Origin of the sequence: Actinomadura luteofluorescens, assembly GCF_013409365.1 — a bacterium.
Classification (GTDB): domain Bacteria; phylum Actinomycetota; class Actinomycetes; order Streptosporangiales; family Streptosporangiaceae; genus Spirillospora; species Spirillospora luteofluorescens.
On sequence record NZ_JACCBA010000001.1, the window covers coordinates 6,464,008 to 6,481,161 of the forward strand.

Genomic DNA, 17,154 nt, shown 5'->3' on the forward strand with positions numbered 1-17,154 from the left:
GCTGACGGCGACGCGCCGCTGCGTGACGGCGGTCTCCCAGCTCGCGGACGTCCCCGGCAGGCCGGGATCGGGCGCCTTCCACAGGACGCGGAAGTACTCAGTTGCCCCAGCCGCCGCCGGTGCCCCTGCTCGACAGGAACGAGTTGCGCAGCGCTCTGCGCAGCCCGGGCACCGCCGTGTCGAAGTGCGCGGCGAGCACCTTCAGCGTTTCTCTGTGTTCACGGCGCTCCTCTTTCGTGAACACACTGCTTGTTTTGCATTCGAGGGTGAGAACGGCCATCGCCACTTCGTCCAAGGGGAGATCCGCCGCATCGGCGCCGGAGAGCGCCGCGTCGCGTGCCCGCTTCTGGAGGACGGCCACCTGCTGCGGGTCCTCGACGGTGACATGGTGGGATCCGAGCGGCGACAGACCTCGCCTCTCCGGGAGCGTCAGAACTCCGGCCCCGGCGAGCAGATCGCGGACGGGTCGTTCGGCCGTGTGCGCCTTTGCGTGCAGGTAGTGGAGCCAGCGCTTCGGCTTCTCGGGGAGTTCGTTCCACACCTGGACGAGGAAAGGGTCATCCCCTGGTTCGGTATCGAGCCGGACGACCTTTCGTCCCTCGGTGCCGAGCGACCTGGCGCGAGCGAGCTCGACCATCGCGCCCGCGCGCAGGAGCTGGCCGCGGCCCTGCAGGTTGTCGATCTCGAACTTGGCTTTGTCCACGGTGTAGCAGAGCAGGTAGAGGCGCTGGGGCAGGGGCAGGTTCTGGTACATGTCTTCTCCTCAGATGGGGGCGAGGGCACGAGACCCGAGCCGGTCGGACTCAGGCGGGCCGGGTGGCCTGGTCCCGGGTGGCCTGGTCCCGGGCGGCTCGGTCTTCGCCGGGCTCGGCCAGCCGCTTGGTCGAGCGGCGGAACGCCCAGATGACCACCAGGCCGGCCAGCACCGTCAGCGGGGTCCCCATCGTGATCTTGGTGAAGGCCAGCCACCCCGTGGCGTCGGCGTTGAAGAGCATCTGGCTGACCGCGAACCGGGCGGAGAACACGGCCGTCACCGCCAGCGTGGCGACATCGTGCGCCAGCAGGGTGGACCGGTCCCGCCGCCACGCGTGGCCCCCACCGTGGAAGGCGTTCCAGACGACCCCGGTCAGCGGCCGGCGCACCAGCAGAGAGGCGGAGGTGACCACGGCCCCGGCCAGCGCCGCCCAGATCCCGATCAGGAAGAAGCCGCTCGCCGACCCCGTCCAGGCCGCGACGCCCCCCGCCGCCGCGACGCCGAACAGCCCGCCCGCCGCGGACATGAACTGCTCCCCGCGCCGCATCCGCCACACCGTGAGCGCCACGGCCGCGGCGAACGCGATGCCGATCGCGACCGGCAGTTCGAAGAAGGCGTCGGCCGTCACGAAGGCCACTACGGGCAGCGTCGAGCAGACCATTCCAATGGGGCCGCCCACCCCGTCGAGCAACGCCTGGCTCATATTCGTGGCCCCGGCCGGGGACCGGTTGGTGCGGTGATGGACGCGATTCTGGTCGGTCGTGGTCATCATTTCCTCCCAGTGTCGTGTGCGGGAACGGTCGGAGCCGCCGCGATTTCGTGATCATCTGCCCCATTACTGGGGCGAGGAGACCGCGAGATCAGGAAGTTCCGAATCCTCATGCATTCCTTTTGTCATCGATCTCGCGAACAGAGTCCATGGAAAACCGTGCCGCCACGGCATGCTCAAGGGGCGGTCCCTGTGAGCTGCGCCACGTCGGGGCGGGGGCGCGAGCCCTCGCCGGGCCGGCCCAACTTGACCATGCCGTGGCGGCATGGTCTGGAATGGACTCCGTCGGCGCGGCCGCGCCGGCGGCCGTCGATCGAGGGACCGTTCATGGCGTGGAGCACCCGAGAGCTCGCCGAACTCGCCGGCACCAGCCTGCGGGCGGTGCGGCACTACCACGAGGTCGGTCTGCTCGACGAGCCCGAACGGCGCGCCAACGGCTACAAGCAGTACGGCGTCGCCCACCTCGTCCGCCTGGTGCGCATCAAGCGCCTTACCGACCTAGGCTTCTCCCTGCAGCAGATCGCCGCCATGGGCGACGGCGACGACCACCCGGAAGAGGCCCTGCGCACTCTGGACGCCGAGTTGGCCGCCACCATCGAACGTCTCCAGCGCGCCCGCGTCGAACTGGGCGTGATCCTGCGCCAGTCCGCACCGACCGACCTGCCGTCCGACATCGCACCGGCGGCCGCCGAGACCGAGATGCCCGACTCCGACCGCTCGTTCGTCGTCGTGATGACCCGCGTCCTCGGACCGGAGGGGATGCGTGCCTACGGGGACATGCTTCGGTCCCCGTCCACCGACCCCGTCGCCGCCGAGTTCGAGCAGCTGCCCGCCGACGCCGACGAGGCGACCCGCGCCGCCGTGGCCGAACGAATGGCCCCCTACGTCAGCGGCCTGTACGCCGAGCACCCGGGCCTGGACACCATGACCTCCGACGCGCCCCGCGGCGCCGGATTCGCCTCCCAGGCCGTCACCACCGCCCTGGAAGACCTCTACAACCCCGCCCAGATGGACGTCCTGTACCGCACCCAGGCCCTGCTCGCCGAGCAGGGGGAGACCGGCTCCCCCTGAATGCCCCCGGCACCCAGGGGGAGATCTCGACGCCCCGCGGTCAGGTCAGGCGGGCCTCGATGAAGGAGTACTGCGATGTGGGGACGATCCGGTCGAGGGTGAACCCGGCGGCGGCGAAGAGTTCGGCGTACTCGGTGGCGCTGCGCTCCTTGCCGGTGGTGAGGGCGAGCATGGTCAGGTCGATCATCTTGGTGGGATGCGGCACGTCCCCGGGCGGCACCACGCCTTCGATCACGACGATCCGGGCGCCGGGCGCCGCGGCGCTCCGGACGGACCGCAGGATGCGGAGGCAGGAGTCGTCGTCCCAGTCGTGCAGGACCGCGGCCAGCACGTAGACGTCGGCCGCCGGTACCGAATCGAAGAAGTCGCCGGGTACGACCTCGACACGGTCGGCCATCCCGAGATCGTCGATCTTCTTGCGGGCGCCCGGGACGATCTCGGGCAGGTCGAAGAGGATGCCCCGGCGCGCGGGCTCGCCCGCCAGCAGGCGGGCCAGGATGGTGCCGTCGGCCCCGCCGATGTCGGCGACGACTTCGCCCTCGGGCAGCCGGTAGCCGTCGAACATCCGGTCGCGCAGCCCGCCAGTGAACCCGGCCATCGCACGACTCTGCAGGCCGGCCATTCCGGGTGTGGCGACGACCCAGTCGAAGAACGGGCGCCCGAGGTAGCGCCGAGCGGCGGGCTCACCCGTCCGGGCGGTGTGCAGGAGCTCGCTGAAGGGCAGGTAGTGCGTCTCCATGTAGTAGAGGGCGATGTCCCTGACCGAGTCGGGACGGCGAGTGGAGAGAGTGGCGCCGAGGGGTGTCGTCTCCACCGTGTCCTCGTCCGGCCGGTGGAAGACCCCGAGGGGGGCGAGGCTCCGGATGAGCCGCCGCAGCAACTCGGGCCGCGCCCCGCACGCCGCGGCGAGTTCGTCGATCGCCATGGCTCCGCCGTCGAGCCGGGAGGCGACATCCAGCTTGGCGATCACATAAAGGGCCTGGGAGAACTGGAATCCGCCGAGGAGTTGGATCATCTGCGCGGAGGGAGGGGCCTCTGGAGTTTCCCCGATGCCGGTCGCTTCGTCCTTCGCCGCTTTCTCCATGACTCCTTCTTTCGCATCCTCTGGTGCACTTCTCGCCCGCGCCTGGCAAGGCGCGTGGCGAATACGCGTCCCAAAGTGAAGACCATGCCGTTACGGCATGGTCAAATCCGTGTTCGGAACGCCCCTCGGCCAAAGGCAGAGCACGGAAGATCGGTCAGACGCGGATGAAGTCGTAGGTGAGCGTGTTCGTCTTGGCGTCGTGGCCTATCGCGACCCAGTCGTTCCCGAGCCCCTGCAGCCAACCCGGGAAGCGGCCGAGGCGACGTCCCGTGGACGCGTCGTAGACGAGGACGAACGGGTGGTCGCCTTCGGCTCCGCTGACGGCGACGCGCCGCTGTGTGACGGCGGTCTCCCAGCTCGCGGACGTCCCCGGCAGGCCGGGATCGGGCGCCTTCCACAGGACGCGGCCGGTGCCGAAGTCCAGCAGTGAAAGGGCGCCGGTGTCCGCGTGATCCCTGACCAGGAGCGTGTGCCCGTCACCGTCGATCGGGACGCCCGGGACGTCGCCGCGCCAGACCGTCCGACCCTTGACGAGATCGAAGACCTGCGGCCTGCCGGTGTCGGTGGACGCGGCGATCCGGCGGCCGTCGCCGATCAGGTCGAGGCCGGTGCTGGACGGGGCGAGCCGCTTCTCGCACTCGCCGCCGGCCTCGCGTCCCGCGTAGACCTTCCGGGTCCATTCGCGATGACCGGTCAACGCCTCGGTCGCGGAGACGGTGACCGTGCAGTTCTCGTCGCCGGACGGAGGATCGTGGTCGGTGCTGATCAGCGTCCGCCCGGCCACGACCGAGTACCAGCCGCTCCCGCCGGAGGCCTGCGGCACGGGCCGGTCGTCGCCGCGGCGGGAAACGTAGATCCGCCCGGTCTCCGGGACGGCCGGCGGACGCACCCCGACCGCGGTGTTCGCCAACCGCACGCCGTCGCTCCCGAGCTTCCAGCGGACCTTCCCGGTGCGCAGATCCCTCCGCGTGATCTCGCAGTCGGTGCCCTCGCCGCAGACCGTGGTGAGGACGGCGTCCTGCGTGACCTGCACCCTCATGGCCGGACCGTCCTGCCAGAGCGTCCGGCCGTTCGCCGCTTCGATGACGCTGAACCGGACCGCGTCGGCCCCGGCGGCCTTCCGCCGGTGGACGATCAGGTCGCCGGCCACGTCGACCTCGTCGTCCTCCCCGGAGGGCACCCGCCACAACTCCCGCCCGGACCCGGGGTCGACGCCGAGGACCGCCCGGTCGTTGGCGATCACCGCGACCCGCCCGGCGATCGCCGTGGTGTTCTCACCGCTCGGCACGGACAGCGACCAGGCCGCGCGCGGCCCCTCGCGGGTCGGAGGCTTCAGCGAGGTGTCGGAGCAGGAGGCCCCCGCCGTGGACACCAGGAGCACGAGGGCGGCAGTTCCCAAACCGAGCCGGGAGCGAATCATCCCGACATCATTCCGGCCTTCGCCCCTCGACCGCCATCGGGCCTCGGGAAATGCCGGCGCGCATCCTCGTCGAGCCGGATCACGCCGAGGTGCTCACCCGCCAAAGGTCAACCGCTCTGGGAGCCGGTCTGAGTCGGGTCCTCCGGGAGGATGCTCGCGGCGTTGTGCAGGAAGGAGACGACCGCTGTGATGAGCGCCGCCAGGCAGGCGTAGCCGAAGGTCTGCCAATACCCGGTGGAAAGGACGACGGTGCCGGCGCCGGCGCTCGGGAACGCGCTCGCGAGCCCCTGCAACAGGGTGCGCAGTGCTCGTAGCGAGGCGGTCCTGAGCTTGGCGGCGAACGTCTGCCCCGGTGAACTGCCGATGAGTGCGCTCGTCACGGCCATGATCCGTTCCTCCTGACGCGAGGGTGCGCACATGGATCGACCGCCGTCACGGCGGCCTGGTGAGGGGTGCGCGGGGCACCCGACTCCCGTGGCGAGGATCCACAGCTCTCGCGCCAGGTGTCAAGACGCTCACATGGTGCGCCCGTGACCACGTCCGGCCTGTTGAACGCGTTCAAATATTCGCGCTAGGCTCGTCGTACGAGACGGGGAGCCGCAATGAAGATCGTGATACCTGGGGGTACCGGGCAGATAGGCCCGATCCTGAACCGCGCGCTGACCGCCGCCGGCCATGACGTGGTCGTCCTGACCAGGCGCCCGGCGAGCGAGCACGAGATCGGCTGGGACGGCGAGACGCCGGGCCCCTGGACCGAGGCGATCGACGGCAGCGACGTGGTGATCAACCTCGCCGGACGCAGCGTGAGCTGCCGGTACACGCCCGCCAATCTGCAGGACATGATGGACTCGCGGGTGCGCTCCACCGAGGCCGTCGGCGCGGCGATCGCCGGCGCCGCGAAGCCTCCCGCCGTCTGGCTCCAGATGAGCACGGCCACCATCTACGCCCACCGCTACGACGCCCCCAACGACGAGGCGACCGGCATCATCGGCGGCAACGAGCCCGGGGTTCCCGGCTACTGGGCCTACAGCGTGAAGATCGCCAAGGACTGGGAGCGGGCGCAGCAGCGAGCCGAGACCCCGTCCACCCGCAAGGTCGCCCTGCGCTCCGCCATGGTGATGAGCCCCGATCGCGGCGGGGTCTTCGACTACCTGCTCTGGCTGTCCCGCCTCGGCCTCGGCGGCCCGGTCGCGGGCGGCGGGCAGTACGTGTCCTGGATCCACGACCAGGACTTCGTCCGGGCGGTGGAGTTCCTGATAGCAAGGGACGACATCGTCGGCCCAGTAAATCTCGCGGCCCCGGCCCCCGTGCCGCAACGCACCTTGATGCGGGAACTGCGCGCCGCGTGGGGCGTCCCAGTAGGCCTGCCCGCGACGAAATGGATGGCCGAACTCGGTGCCCTCGCACTGCGCTCAGACACCGAACTACTACTGAAAAGCCGCCGCGTAGTCCCCGGCCGCCTTCTCGAAGAAGGCTTCACCTTCCACCACCCCCGCTGGCAGGTGGCCGCCGAAGACCTCGTCCACCGCGTCCGCACCTCCCGCTAGCGGTGGCTCACCCGTCCGCGGGGGAGCCCCGGCGGTGGACACTGACGGCGTAGCCGCCGCCGCGGTAGTCGTCACCGTCCCAGGTGGCGAAGCGCCGGTGGAGGCTCAGTCCGGCGGCCGCGCACCAGGCGTCGTAGCTCGCCAGATCCACGCTCGGCGGCACCGGAAGGTGAGCGGCGTCCAGGCCGAACCCCGCGACGAGAAGGCCGCCTGGACGCAGGAGCTCGGCCAGTGCCCGGATCGCCGCGGGCTCGGTGCCCTGCGCCAGCAGGGGGATGACGTTGCCCGCGGCCACGACGAGATCGAAGGGATCGGCGTCCGGCAGTTCGAAGGCGGCCAGATCGGCCCTGATCCAGGTCATCTCGGGGGCCGCCCGGCGGGCCTCGGCCAGCATGGAGGCGTCCAGGTCCACTCCGACGCAGGTGTAGCCGAGTTCGCCGAGCCGGATCGCGACCCTTCCGGTACCGGTGCCGGCGTCCAGCACTCGCGAACCCGGGGGAACCAGCGACGCGCACAGCCGCGCCTCGCCGTGCACGTCCGCCCCGGTGGCGGCGAGGTCGGCGAACCGGGCGGCATAGTCCGCCCCGGAAGTCCCACCGGTCAGATCGGCCCAGCGGCTCATCGGCACCTCCTTCGCAGTGGCCGGGTACGCCAGGGTAGCCGAGCACATCCGACGCTCCGATCCACCGCGACGCCGCCGATCCCGACCGCGGCGGAGCCGGCGGCCTCCCGCCGGCGGGCGTTATCGCAGCGCAATGCCGCCGGACGTTTCCGCGGGCGCTTCTGAGAAAGATCTCTGCGTGTTTCGTCGCCTCCGCCGAGGGAGGACGGCCGGTTCTCGAACTCGGCGGCGGGGACACTGCGCGAGGAGGACTGAATGGGCATGCGGGTCGTCTGGGGCCGGATGGGCAGGCGCCGCCGGTTGCGCCGGGTGGCCAGGGAGGTCTTCGGCTGGCCGGACCTGCGGCCGGGCCAGGGCGAGGCGATGGAGCACCTGCTGCGGGGCCGCGACGTCCTGCTGGTCATGCCGACCGGCGGCGGCAAGTCCGCCGTCTACCAGGTCCCCGCCCAGCTGCTTCCCGGGCCGACCGTGGTGATCTCGCCCCTGATCGCCCTGCAGCGGGATCAGATGGTCGCGCTCACCGGCCGCGACGCGGGCGGAGCCGTGATGGTCAACTCCGCCCAGTCCGACGGGGCGAGCGAGGACGCCATGGACCAGATCCGGGCGGGCCGGGCGGAGTACATCTTCCTCTCGCCCGAGCAGCTGGCCAAGCCGTCGGTCGTGGAGCGGCTCGCCGCCGTCCGCCCGTCCCTGATCGCCGTGGACGAGGCGCACTGCGTCTCCTCGTGGGGCCACGACTTCCGCCCGGACTACCAGCGGCTCGGCCGGGTGATCGAGCAACTCGGGCACCCCCCGGTGATCGCGCTGACCGCGACCGCCTCGCCGCCGGTACGCGGCGACATCCTCGCGACGCTCGGGCTGGGCGAGGCGCAGCAGATCGTCCGCGGTTTCGACCGGCCCAACCTCTCCCTGGAGGTAAGGCGGTTCCACGAGGAGGCGGACAAGAGGCGGGCGCTGGTCGAGGACGCCGCCGGACGGAAGGGGCTGGGCCTCGTCTACGTCGCCACCCGGCGTGACGCCGAGTCATACGGCGAGGAGCTGGCCGCGGCAGGCCTGCGTGCCGCTTCCTACCACGCCGGGATGAAGGCGGCGGACCGTCACCGGGTGCACGAGGCGTTCCAAAGCGACGAACTCGACGTCGTGGTGGCCACCTCGGCGTTCGGCATGGGGATCGACAAGCCCAACGTCCGCTACGTGCTGCACTCCGCTCCGCCGGAGTCTCCGGAGTCGTACTACCAGGAGATCGGCCGTGCCGGACGGGACGGGGAGCCCGCGACGGCCGTCCTCTACTACCGGTCGCAGGACCTTGGCCTGCGCCGCTTCTTCGCCGCGGGTAAGCCCGACGAAGAGAAGCTTCTCCAGACCGCGACGCTCCTCCAGACACACGGTGGCACCGTCCGGGCAAGCGAGATGCGTACCACCCTGGGCGTCGGCGCATCCAAGCTCACCAGCTTGGTGAACCTGCTGGAACAGACCGGAGCCGTAGAGACGACAGGCCGCGGAAACCTCCGCTACGTCCAGGAGGGTCCGCCGCCTGAAGATGCCGTGGCACGTGCAGTGGAACTCGACGAGAACCGCCGCCGCGTCGACGACTCACGCATCGACATGATGCGCGCCTACGCGGAGACAACGGACTGCCGCCGCCGTTTCCTACTGGAATACCTGGGCGAGCCCCACCCAGGCTCATGCGGCCACTGCGACGCCTGCCAAACCGAAACCACCACCGAACCGGCCCGCGCCGACGAGCCGGCCGCATCCCCGGACCATGCCGACGACGCCCCGTTCCCCCTACACGCCGAGGTGCAGCACGCCACGTGGGGACCCGGAACGGTCATGCGACTGGAACCCGACCGCATAACCGTCCTCTTCAAGGACGCCGGCTACCGCACGCTGTCCCTAGAGGCGATCCAGCGCGACGACAACCTCCTAACCCTCGGGCCCGACTCATCCCGCCCGCCAGCGCGACGCGGACGCCGACGCACACCCCGAACACGCCGAGACAAGGCCGCCGCGGGGAGCAAGAAATCCACCACCGGCGTGCCCTAACGCAGCTGCAGCGGTGGTTACGGTGCGGCGTCAGGCGGCGTTGCTGGGTCGGTCGGTGACGGGGAGCCTCATGGTGCGGTCGCCGAAGTCGGCCACCAGGTCAAGGTGCCCTCCCAGTGCCTCGACGTAGCGTGCAATGACATCGATGGAGATGACCTCACCATGTTCGATCTGGGAGATCCGGGCGACACTCACGCCCATGCTGGCGGCAAGGTCTTTCTGTCCGAGGCCGGCGTGCTTGCGGGCTTCGGCGAGCTGGTGTCCGCGTGTTTCGGCCAGGAGCCTGCGTGATCCGGCCTCGACCTCGGAGGGTGAGACGCCAGCCGCGTGTAGTTCTTGTTCCAGGAAGAGGCGTTTCGCCGGCTGGTCGAAGAGTGGCTGGACCGCGCAGGCCCTGCACTTCACCACCGGCTCCGGCGATGGTTGAGGCGGGTCGCTGACGAGCCCCGCATCGGTGAGAGCACCCGGTCGTGGCTCGCGGTCCTGGCGGCACAGAGGCAGCAATCTTTGAGGCTGGAAAGCAAGCCCAGCCTTGAGCTGCCTTCGCGCACCGAACTGCGATTGGCCTCCTACACCGCAGCGCACACCCGGTACGGGCAGGAGCGAGAGGCGTCCAGCGTCCTTCAACCTGGTCGTGCCGCCCCACGCTGAAGCCGGTCCGGACGGACCCTGGACGTTGCGTGCACTGAAGATCGGCAACACCGGCCGGTTCCGCCTCTACGCGGCCGCCTTCGACGGCCCCCGCCGCCCGCAAGCGATCATCGACCAGGACATGGTGCGCTCCTTCGTCGTGCACGACAAGGCACTCACCGTACGGGGCGCGGATGACTGAAATCGGTGTGTGGAGAGCGAGTTGGACGAGGGGACGGTCAGCGGGTCGGTTCCTGCTTGATCTGCTCGATCAGGCGGGTGAACTCGGTGAGGGAGATGGTGAGGTGGCCTGCGTTCGGGTTCTTGCTGTCCCGGACTCCGATCCCGGTACCTGGTGCGAGTCGTCCCAGCTCAACGCAGACGTCATCGTTCGCTGAGCCACTGTGGGAACTCTTGCGCCACTGAATCGTCATGTGTAGTGCTCCAAGTATTTCTTGATCAGCTTGCGCGAGGCGTCCTGAGAGTCTGCCTTTGCGCCGATACGTTCGAAACTATCAATAAAATTCTTGATCTCGTCGGGCATCTCGATCAAGCGTCCGCCTCCATGGGCTCCCGCGTAGGCGATGTCTCGGTCGTGGAGGCCGATGAGCTGGAAGAACCCGTCTGACCCCTCATGTTCCCCTGCTGAGAACGGAACGATGCGAAGGATCACGTTCCAGCGTTCGCTCATTTCGAGGAGATGTTCGAGCTGTGGCTTCATGACCTCGGCGCCCCCTACTCGGCGAGCGAGAACGGCCTCGTCCAAGAGAGCCCAGATATAGGGCGGATCGTCCCGCTCCAGAGTGGCTCGCTTCCGAGCGATCCGTGCGGCGAGCACTGCTTCACGATCTTTCGCCGTGCTCAGCCGACCGTACCTGCGCGTGTAGTCGTCGGTTTGGAAAAGCAACGGGATCAGTTGGCCGTGGAAGACCTTGATCTCGGCTGCTTGTCTCTCGTGCTGGCTGTACTGCTTGAACCAGTTCGGATCGTGGGCCATTCGGGCATACCAGAGCAACAACTCGAACAGCCCGCCGGTTTCGAACTTGACGTCGAGCCGCCTGGCGTAGTCGACCTGCAGCTTCGCTCGCCCGGCTTCGATGTTCGAAACACTTGATCGCGCCATCCCAATGATCTTGCCCCACTGGGTGAGTGACAGCCCTTCCTTCTCCCTTGTGAAACGGAGGTAGTAGGCAAGGAAGTGCCACATAGAGATCTTTGGGTCGAGCGGGTCACGGACGATCACCATTGCTACTCCCTGTTTTCGGTTCCTCTGGATACAGGCAAAGTTAGAGCGTGCCAGTGACCCTTGCTGCATGAACTCGAAAACCGGGGCAAGGATCGGGCGATGGTGATGACGGCGACCGGTGATCTGCTTATGCCCCTTATGGGAACACCGTCCGCAGTGGGGCTGGCGCGTACGCTTGTGGACGCGCGAATCCGTAACTGGAACTATTCCCACATTCTCGACAGCGTGCTTCTCGTCGTCTCGGAGCTCGTTGCCAACGCGGCGCGCCAGACGCCGCACGAGGAGATCCGCCTCCAGGTCAGCCGGGACGCGCACGGCGTCGTCATCGCCGTCTGGGACGCGGACTTCGCCCTCCCTCAGGCCAAGCCGATGAAGGAACTCACCCTCGAAGACCTGGACCTCACCGAGGAGGCGTTCGACGACAACGGCGGCTGGGGCCTCCAGATCGTCCAGGCGCTGTCGAGTACGTGCGGCGTTACTGGTGACCCGGCCGGCGGGAAGTGGGTCTGGGCACGCATCCAACCGTGACCATCCCGCCGAAGATCAACTGTGCGCGGCGTGCCCGATGTCATAGAGGTCGTGACGACGGCACGCCGCGGCACATCAGGCGTGTTGGCGAGCTTTCGGCTCGGGGCCGCATCGGCGACGACCGGTAGGAAGGTCGACTCCCTACCTAGACGGGGACCTTCCACAGGTGGATGGTGCCGTTTTGGGTGCCGGTGGCGAGGGTGTGGCCGTCTGGGCTGAAGCGTACGGTGAGGACGGCGCCGTCTTTGCCCGTGAGCGTCGGGCCGCGTTGTCGGTGGCTGGTCACGTCCCAGAGCCTTGTGGTCCCCTCCGAGTCTCCGGTTGCGAGGGTGCGGCCGTCCGGGCTGAACACCGCCGTGTGGCAGCGGCCGTCGCACTGGAACGGAGTGCCCTTCTGCAAGCTTCGGGCCACGTCCCACAGGCGGACGATCTTTCCGCCCGCCGTCGCGAGCGTCTGCCCGTCGGGGCTGAACGCCACGTCCTCGATCCAGGAGTCGTGACCGGACAGGTTCCCGCTGAGCTTCTTGCGGTCGTACACCTCCCACGTTTGCGCCACACCGCGGGTGTTTCCGGTGCCGGGATCCTCCTCGGTGCCGGTCGTGCCGATGGCCAGCGTCCGGCTGTCGGGGGCGAACGCCAGGGCCTGCACGTTGCCGGCGCCGGTTTCCAGGAGCGGGCCCACCTTCCCGTCGTCGAGGTCCCACAGCCGCACGGACTGGTCGGTGTTGCTGGTCGCCAGGACGCGGTCGTCCGGGCTCAGGGCCAGGGACGTCAGGGGTCCGAGATCGATGTCGAGGTCGGTCGGCTCGCCCTTGCCCGACACTGGGAAGAGGCGGAGGCTGCCGTCGTCGCCCGCGGTGTACAGGGTGCTGCCGCCGTGGCTGATCGCCAGCGCGTTGACGCCGTCGGGGTGGTCGAGGGGCGCGCGGCGCTGCTTTCCGTCCGCGACGTTCCAGAGCCGTGCCGTTGAGTCGTCGCCGGCACTGGCCAGCGTCCGGCCGTCCGGGGTGAACGCCAGGTCGCGCACGGACGCGGTGTGCCCGCGCAGCGAGCGGCTCGGCAGCGGGGCTGTAGACCGGTGCGCTGCGGGGTCGCTGTGGGCAGCCGATTCCGACCACGGCGCCACCACCAGGGCCGTCACCACGAGGGCCGCCACCACCAGGGTTGTGACCACCGCCGCGCACGCCGCCAGCACGCCGCGCGGGGAGCCGAGGACGCTGAACGGGCCGGAGTGGGGGCGGCGCGTGTAGACCAGCGTCGGCGCGGGCTCCGGGCCGGGCACCCAGCCGATCCAGGCGCGCCGCTCCTCGATCATCCGCTGCACCGCGGGCGGCCATGGCTGCGCGGCCGGGGCGATCCCGCCGACCATCGCCGCCAGCCGGGCGGGGGTCGGTCGCCTGGCCGGGTCCTTGTCCAGGCATGCCGCGACGGCCGGGCGGAGCCGGTGCGGTACGCCGGACAGGTCGGGTTCGGCGTGCACGACGTTGTAGAGCGCCTGCGCCGGGCCGGGCCCGTCGAAGGGGCCGCGGCCGGTGCAGGCGTACACCAGCACCGACCCCAGGGAGAAGACGTCGCCGGACGCGGTCGCCGACCCCTCCTCGGCCTGTTCCGGCGACATGTATCCGGGCGTTCCGGCCAGGACGCCGGTCGGCCCGTCGCCCTCGCTCTCGGCCGCCCGCGCGACCCCGAAGTCGATCACTTTCGGGGCGTCGGCGGCCAGCAGCACGTTGGACGGTTTGAGGTCGCGGTGCACCAGCCCGGCCCGGTGGATCTCCACGAGCGCGGCGCAGAGCCCGGCCGCCAGCCGCAGCACCGCCGGCTCGGGCAGCGGCCCGGCCGCCCGGACCGCGTCCCGCAGCGACGGCCCCGGCACGTACACCGAGGCCAGCCAGGGTGTCGGCGCGTCGGCGTCCGCGTCGAGGACGGCGGCCGTGTAAGCGCCGGACACGCTGCGGGTGGCCGCCACCTCGGCGCGGAACCGCTCCCGGAAGCCGGGGGTGCCGGCCAGCCGGGCGTGCATGAGCTTCACCGCGACCGGCCGCCCGTCCGGCGCGGACCCCAGCAGCACCCGGCCCATCCCGCCGCGGCCGAGCTCGCCGAGCATCCGGTAGTGCCCGACCCGCTGCGGGTCGGACGCGGCGAGCGGTCGCATGGTCACGTTGCCCACCGAGGGTTCAGGCGCGGGTGCGGCCGGCGACGTCGTAGAGCAACACCTGCTCGCCGCCTCCGACGGCGAGGGTCTTCCCGTCCGGGCTGAACGCCACGGCGGAGGCCTTGCCCGGGAGGCTGATCGGCTTCCCGACCTCCTTGCGCCCGGCCACGTCCCACAGCCGCGCGGTGGTGTCGTTGCCGACGGTGGCCAGCAGCCGTCCGTCCCCGCTGAACGCGAGGCCCTGCGGGGCGTGGTCGCTCGCGGGGACGATCTCACCGAGCGGGGCCGAACGCTGGACGTCCCACAGCCGCACGGTCGTGTCGGCGCCCCCGGTCGCCAGCGTCCGGCCGTCCGGGCTCATCACCGCCTCCGTGATCTGGACGCTGTGCCCGCGCATGGGCTGCCCGACCACCTTGCGGGAACTCACGTCCATCACCTGCACCAGATCTCGCTGGGTGAAGGCCAGCAGCCGCCCGTCCCCGCTGAACGCGATGAACGACATGATGTTCGCCTTGTCGAAGGTGAGCCCGCTCACCTCCTTGCGGGACTCGGTGTCCCACACCTTCAGATGGGAGCCGATGGCCGCCAGCCGGTCCCCGGCTGGACTGAACGCCACGTCGCTCACCGGGGCCGGGTCGTCGGAGAAGTCGAACATGGGGATGCCGAGGGTCGCGCCGACCTGCCGGCGGGTCCGCACGTCCCACACCTTGACGCCGCCGTCCATGCTGGCGGTGAGCAGCAGCCGCCCCGCCCTGTCGAACCTGGCCTTGAGGGCCGACTTGGGGGCGATCTTGAGCGGCTGGCCGGACGGCCGCCGGGCCTTCGCGTCCCACAGCCGTACGGTGCCGTCCTCCCCGGCGGTGACCAGGAGATCGCCCGCGCGGGTGAACTCCGCGTGGTGCACGGAACCGGCATGGCCTTCCAGGACGGCCACCGGCTTCGCGTCCTTACCGCCGCTCCCGCCGGACACGTTCTTCTGCCCGGATGCCGGTTCGCCGTCACCGCGCAGTGCCCAGGCGGCGGCGCCGCCGAGCGCGGCGAGGCCGAGGGCACCGCCGCCCGCCATCAGCAGGAACCGCCTCCTGTCCGGCGCCGGCGCGACGGCCGTGGGCGTGGGCATCGCCGCGGGCTGGACGTGCGGCGCCGGGGCCTGCGGGGCCTGGAGCAGCCGGGCGACCTCGGCGCCCTGCCGCGCGATGGTGTCGTGCACCGGGTCGGGCCAGGGCCGGGCGGACGGCGGGACCTCGCCGATCCACCGCAGCAGATCGGCGGGCGACGGCCGTGCGGCCGGATCCTTGGCCAGGCAGGCGGGGACGATCGTGCGGATCGGCTCCGGCAGGTCGCCCAGCACGGGCTGGGCGTGGATCACGTTCTGCAGGGTCTGCGGGGTGCTCCGCGCGTGGAACGGGCCGCTGCCGGTGCAGGCGTACACCAGCGTCGCGCCCAGCGAGAAGACGTCGCTGGCGGTGGTCAGGTCCCGCCCCAGGGCCTGCTCCGGGGACATGAAGCCGGGCGTGCCGACCAGGGCGCCGGTCCGGGTGAGCTGGGTGCCGTCCTCGCCCTCGGCTGCCCGCGCGATACCGAAGTCGATCACGCGCAGGCCGTCCTCGGTGAGCAGCACGTTGGACGGCTTCAGGTCGCGGTGCACCAGCCCGGCGCGGTGCACCTCGGTCAGCGCGGCGGCGAGGCCGGCCGCCAGCCGGAGCGCCGGCCCGGCCGCCAGCGGACCGGACGCGGCGACGACCTCGTGCAGCGACGGGCCCGGAACGTACACCGAGGCCAGCCACGGTTCGGCCGCCTCGGCATCGGCGTCGATCACCGCCGCGGTATAGGCCCCGGCGACCTTGCGGGAGGCGCGGACCTCGCGGCGGAACCGCCCGCGGAACCCGTCGTCGTGCACGAACTGCTCGTCGACGAGCTTGACCGCGGCCAGCCGGCCGTCCGGCCCGCTGCCGAGCAGTACCCGTCCCATGCCTCCGCGGCCGAGTTGGGCGAGCATTCGGTAATGCCCGATCTGGCGGGGATCGGACGCCTCCAGGGGTCTCACGGCACACCTCCTCTGTCAAACAGACAATAGCGTCTGATTGATCAGCGCGGAGGCGTCCGCAGCCATCCGTCACCACCCCGCCACCTTCCGCTCGCCGCGCGCGGAGGGGACCGGCTAGCGCTACCCCGACCTCCAACGGTCGGTCTGGCTGCACGAGGGGCGTTCCGGGGCGCCGCGAACGCCGCCCGGGGGACTCTGAACGACGCGGACGAAAGGAGCGCTTTCGGCTCCCTGACGCTGATCCTGCGATGTCGGAAAGGGCAACCGAGCGCCATGCGGCGCGGTGATCGAAATGGGTCCACGTTGCGATGGCGCACGCGCGCGTTCCGGGCACCGGACGCCCTCAAAGGGCCGAAACGATCTCGCCTTGAACGCGCGCACGGTGGCGGGCGCGGGTCGGCCTCAATTCGGCCCCACACGAAAGCAGCGACGACATCCGGAAGGGACATCGTCGCTGGTGGTAGCGGGTGCGCCGTCAGGGACTTGAACCCCGAACCCGCGGATTAAGAGTCCGCTGCTCTGCCAATTGAGCTAACGGCGCCTGTCGTACGGGCCTCGGCGGTGGGCCGGGGTCCCTCGCGACAGGAAGAACAGTATCAGGCCCTGTGGACCAGTGCGAATCGGTTTACTCGCGGCCCGGGAGGACGCTCATCATGCCCCGCCAGAGGGCGATGGCGGTGGCCCGGGAGCCGACGCCGAGCTTGGCGTAGATGCGGTTGACGTGGTTCTTGACCGTCTTCTCGCTGAGGAAGAGCTGGCGGGCGATCTCGCCGTTGGAGCGGCCGGTGGCGATGAGGTCCATGACCTCGGCCTCGCGGGCGGACAGGCCGAGGGTGGTGCGGGACGCGTGGCGGACGCCGCGGACGAGGTCGTGGGCGGTGAAGGCGCCGGGGACGAGGTGGCCGCAGGCGCCGGCGCGGAGGGCGGCCTCGACGGCGGGCTGGTCGTCCGGGGCGAGGACGAAGACGCGGGAGGACGTGCTGAGCGGCAGCGCGTGATCGGCGGCCGCCGCGTCCAGCAGGACGATGTCGGGGCGCAGTCGTTCGGCCAGCGGAGCCGCCGCGGCGGGATCGGAGGTGTCGGCGACGACCTGGAACTCGTCGCTGGCCTCCAGCACGGAGATCACGTCCGCCCTGCCCCGGGGGTCGCCGTCCACCACGAGTACGCGCAGCGGAGCCGTCTCGTCGACACTCATCCGTCGCCCTTGGCGTCTCGTTGACATTTCTAGGGTCGGAGCA

Annotated in this window: 17 protein-coding genes and 1 tRNA gene; 5 read left to right on the forward strand and 13 right to left on the reverse strand. The window is 70.5% G+C overall.

The window, feature by feature from the left end; translation table 11 throughout:
- Positions 1-97: 97 nt before the first annotated feature.
- Positions 98-754, reverse strand: a complete 657-nt coding sequence (locus BJY14_RS30150) for a GOLPH3/VPS74 family protein (RefSeq protein ID WP_218905645.1) — start codon at positions 752-754, stop codon at positions 98-100.
- Between the two features lie 49 nt (positions 755-803).
- Positions 804-1,523 carry a DUF3159 domain-containing protein gene (locus BJY14_RS30155; RefSeq protein ID WP_179846706.1) on the reverse strand — a complete coding sequence of 240 codons (720 nt, stop codon included), beginning with the start codon at positions 1,521-1,523 and terminating at the stop codon, positions 804-806.
- 327 nt (positions 1,524-1,850) lie between these two features.
- On the opposite strand from BJY14_RS30155, the gene BJY14_RS46770 reads away from it, so the two are divergent.
- Positions 1,851-2,594: a MerR family transcriptional regulator gene (locus BJY14_RS46770; protein ID WP_179846707.1), complete on the forward strand. Its 744-nt coding sequence runs from the start codon at positions 1,851-1,853 to the stop codon at positions 2,592-2,594.
- Positions 2,595-2,634: 40 nt separating this feature from the next.
- Here the strand turns inward: BJY14_RS46770 and BJY14_RS30165 are convergent, their stop codons facing one another.
- The 3 genes from BJY14_RS30165 to BJY14_RS30175 all read right to left on the reverse strand — a co-directional run bounded on the left by BJY14_RS30165 (position 2,635) and on the right by BJY14_RS30175 (position 5,484).
- Positions 2,635-3,678, reverse strand: a complete 1,044-nt coding sequence (locus BJY14_RS30165; protein WP_179846708.1) for a methyltransferase — start codon at positions 3,676-3,678, stop codon at positions 2,635-2,637.
- 154 nt (positions 3,679-3,832) lie between these two features.
- Positions 3,833-5,098 (reverse strand): outer membrane protein assembly factor BamB family protein, encoded by a 1,266-nt coding sequence (locus tag BJY14_RS30170; RefSeq protein ID WP_179846709.1) that lies wholly within the window; start codon positions 5,096-5,098, stop codon positions 3,833-3,835.
- 107 nt (positions 5,099-5,205) lie between these two features.
- Positions 5,206-5,484, reverse strand: a complete 279-nt coding sequence (locus BJY14_RS30175; RefSeq protein WP_179846710.1) for a hypothetical protein — start codon at positions 5,482-5,484, stop codon at positions 5,206-5,208.
- A gap of 216 nt (positions 5,485-5,700) precedes the next feature.
- On the opposite strand from BJY14_RS30175, the gene BJY14_RS30180 reads away from it, so the two are divergent.
- Complete coding sequence (locus tag BJY14_RS30180; protein ID WP_179846711.1) at positions 5,701-6,645, forward strand: TIGR01777 family oxidoreductase; 945 nt, start codon at positions 5,701-5,703, stop codon at positions 6,643-6,645.
- A gap of 7 nt (positions 6,646-6,652) precedes the next feature.
- On the opposite strand, the gene BJY14_RS30185 is transcribed toward BJY14_RS30180, so the two are convergent.
- Positions 6,653-7,267, reverse strand: a complete 615-nt coding sequence (locus BJY14_RS30185) for a class I SAM-dependent methyltransferase (protein WP_179846712.1) — start codon at positions 7,265-7,267, stop codon at positions 6,653-6,655.
- A gap of 255 nt (positions 7,268-7,522) precedes the next feature.
- Between BJY14_RS30185 and BJY14_RS30190 the strand changes: the two genes are divergently transcribed.
- Positions 7,523-9,313 carry a RecQ family ATP-dependent DNA helicase gene (locus BJY14_RS30190; RefSeq protein WP_179846713.1) on the forward strand — a complete coding sequence of 597 codons (1,791 nt, stop codon included), beginning with the start codon at positions 7,523-7,525 and terminating at the stop codon, positions 9,311-9,313.
- Between the two features lie 30 nt (positions 9,314-9,343).
- Here BJY14_RS30190 and relB read toward each other — a convergent pair whose 3' ends face one another.
- A complete protein-coding gene (gene relB / locus BJY14_RS30195; RefSeq protein ID WP_312879474.1) occupies positions 9,344-9,718 on the reverse strand; it encodes a type II toxin-antitoxin system RelB family anti-toxin in 375 nt (124 codons plus the stop codon).
- Positions 9,719-9,989: 271 nt separating this feature from the next.
- On the opposite strand from relB, the gene BJY14_RS30200 reads away from it, so the two are divergent.
- A complete protein-coding gene (locus BJY14_RS30200) occupies positions 9,990-10,145 on the forward strand; it encodes a hypothetical protein (protein WP_179846714.1) in 156 nt (51 codons plus the stop codon).
- Between the two features lie 37 nt (positions 10,146-10,182).
- On the opposite strand, the gene BJY14_RS30205 is transcribed toward BJY14_RS30200, so the two are convergent.
- Both BJY14_RS30205 and BJY14_RS30210 read right to left on the reverse strand, forming a co-directional pair.
- Positions 10,183-10,377, reverse strand: a complete 195-nt coding sequence (locus BJY14_RS30205; protein ID WP_179846715.1) for a DUF397 domain-containing protein — start codon at positions 10,375-10,377, stop codon at positions 10,183-10,185.
- Positions 10,374-11,189, reverse strand: a complete 816-nt coding sequence (locus BJY14_RS30210; protein WP_179846716.1) for a helix-turn-helix domain-containing protein — start codon at positions 11,187-11,189, stop codon at positions 10,374-10,376. The genes BJY14_RS30205 and BJY14_RS30210 overlap by 4 nt, the downstream gene beginning before the upstream one ends.
- Positions 11,190-11,249: 60 nt before the next feature.
- On the opposite strand from BJY14_RS30210, the gene BJY14_RS30215 reads away from it, so the two are divergent.
- Positions 11,250-11,717: an ATP-binding protein gene (locus tag BJY14_RS30215; RefSeq protein WP_179846717.1), complete on the forward strand. Its 468-nt coding sequence runs from the start codon at positions 11,250-11,252 to the stop codon at positions 11,715-11,717.
- Between the two features lie 145 nt (positions 11,718-11,862).
- Here BJY14_RS30215 and BJY14_RS30220 read toward each other — a convergent pair whose 3' ends face one another.
- From BJY14_RS30220 to BJY14_RS30235, 4 genes are all read right to left on the reverse strand, one after another.
- Positions 11,863-13,869, reverse strand: a complete 2,007-nt coding sequence (locus BJY14_RS30220) for a WD40 repeat domain-containing serine/threonine protein kinase (RefSeq protein WP_246397387.1) — start codon at positions 13,867-13,869, stop codon at positions 11,863-11,865.
- Positions 13,870-13,891: 22 nt separating this feature from the next.
- The gene (locus BJY14_RS30225; protein WP_179846719.1) at positions 13,892-15,916 is read right to left on the reverse strand and encodes a WD40 repeat domain-containing serine/threonine protein kinase; all 2,025 of its coding nucleotides are present in this window, start codon (positions 15,914-15,916) and stop codon (positions 13,892-13,894) included.
- A 468-nt stretch (positions 15,917-16,384) separates the two neighbouring features.
- Positions 16,385-16,457 (reverse strand) — tRNA-Lys (locus tag BJY14_RS30230).
- Positions 16,458-16,541: 84 nt separating this feature from the next.
- Complete coding sequence (locus BJY14_RS30235) at positions 16,542-17,111, reverse strand: response regulator transcription factor (RefSeq protein WP_179846720.1); 570 nt, start codon at positions 17,109-17,111, stop codon at positions 16,542-16,544.
- Positions 17,112-17,154 lie beyond the last annotated feature (43 nt).

What these genes read in the sequence shown, in the direction of transcription:
- BJY14_RS30205 (WP_179846715.1), bottom strand. Translation starts at nt 10,377, where the DNA reads ATGACGATTCAGTGGCGCAAGAGTTCCCACAGTGGCTCAGCGAACGAT.
- BJY14_RS30155 (WP_179846706.1), bottom strand. Translation starts at nt 1,523, where the DNA reads ATGACCACGACCGACCAGAATCGCGTCCATCACCGCACCAACCGGTCC.
- BJY14_RS30220 (WP_246397387.1), bottom strand. Translation starts at nt 13,869, where the DNA reads ATGCGACCGCTCGCCGCGTCCGACCCGCAGCGGGTCGGGCACTACCGG.
- BJY14_RS30180 (WP_179846711.1), top strand. Translation starts at nt 5,701, where the DNA reads ATGAAGATCGTGATACCTGGGGGTACCGGGCAGATAGGCCCGATCCTG.
- BJY14_RS30150 (WP_218905645.1), bottom strand. Translation starts at nt 754, where the DNA reads ATGTACCAGAACCTGCCCCTGCCCCAGCGCCTCTACCTGCTCTGCTAC.
- BJY14_RS30235 (WP_179846720.1), bottom strand. Translation starts at nt 17,111, where the DNA reads ATGAGTGTCGACGAGACGGCTCCGCTGCGCGTACTCGTGGTGGACGGC.
- BJY14_RS30175 (WP_179846710.1), bottom strand. Translation starts at nt 5,484, where the DNA reads ATGGCCGTGACGAGCGCACTCATCGGCAGTTCACCGGGGCAGACGTTC.
- BJY14_RS30190 (WP_179846713.1), top strand. Translation starts at nt 7,523, where the DNA reads ATGGGCATGCGGGTCGTCTGGGGCCGGATGGGCAGGCGCCGCCGGTTG.
- BJY14_RS46770 (WP_179846707.1), top strand. Translation starts at nt 1,851, where the DNA reads ATGGCGTGGAGCACCCGAGAGCTCGCCGAACTCGCCGGCACCAGCCTG.
- BJY14_RS30185 (WP_179846712.1), bottom strand. Translation starts at nt 7,267, where the DNA reads ATGAGCCGCTGGGCCGATCTGACCGGTGGGACTTCCGGGGCGGACTAT.
- BJY14_RS30165 (WP_179846708.1), bottom strand. Translation starts at nt 3,678, where the DNA reads ATGGAGAAAGCGGCGAAGGACGAAGCGACCGGCATCGGGGAAACTCCA.
- BJY14_RS30170 (WP_179846709.1), bottom strand. Translation starts at nt 5,098, where the DNA reads ATGATTCGCTCCCGGCTCGGTTTGGGAACTGCCGCCCTCGTGCTCCTG.
- BJY14_RS30210 (WP_179846716.1), bottom strand. Translation starts at nt 11,189, where the DNA reads ATGGTGATCGTCCGTGACCCGCTCGACCCAAAGATCTCTATGTGGCAC.